Source organism: Bifidobacterium pullorum subsp. saeculare (genome assembly GCF_016899725.1).
Taxonomy (GTDB): Bacteria; Actinomycetota; Actinomycetes; order Actinomycetales; family Bifidobacteriaceae; genus Bifidobacterium; species Bifidobacterium pullorum_C.
In genome coordinates, this window is the sequence record NZ_JACLYU010000229.1 from 1 (window position 1) to 449 (window position 449).

Genomic DNA, 449 nt, shown 5'->3' on the forward strand with positions numbered 1-449 from the left:
ATCTCGCCTCCCTCCTGTGGCTCCAGGCGCGCCACCTGCGCTCCGAGCTCAACTTCTACCTGTGGGCAGCCGGTGCCGACCTGGACGACGCGTGCGACCTCACCGACCGCATCTACCTGCTGTATCTTGCCCTGATTGTAGGAGGCAACGTCGTCGCGTGCTGGATATGGCTGCTCGGCATGGTCGAGGGCGCCGCCGGAGACTTCGCCGCATACACCGCGGCATTTCCGTCTGGGCTATCCCAGCTCGCCGCCCTCGTGCTGGCGGCGCCGATCGCCTGCGGCGTCCTGTGGTCGGTGCGCAGCGCATGGCGCTCGCCGTGGACGCCCAGCGCGCCCGATATCATCTGGCTTGCGCAGACCGGCATCGGCACCGGACCGTGGGCGCTGACCGAACTCCTCCCGCGGGCGATCGTCGCGGGCGTCATCGGCGGGGTGCCGGGATACCTC

General features: G+C 69.5%; 1 protein-coding gene. It reads left to right on the forward strand.

The window, feature by feature from the left end; translation table 11 throughout:
• Nucleotides 1-449: hypothetical protein (locus tag H7U32_RS10310; protein ID WP_204469928.1), on the forward strand; the 449-nt coding region annotated here is incomplete at both ends.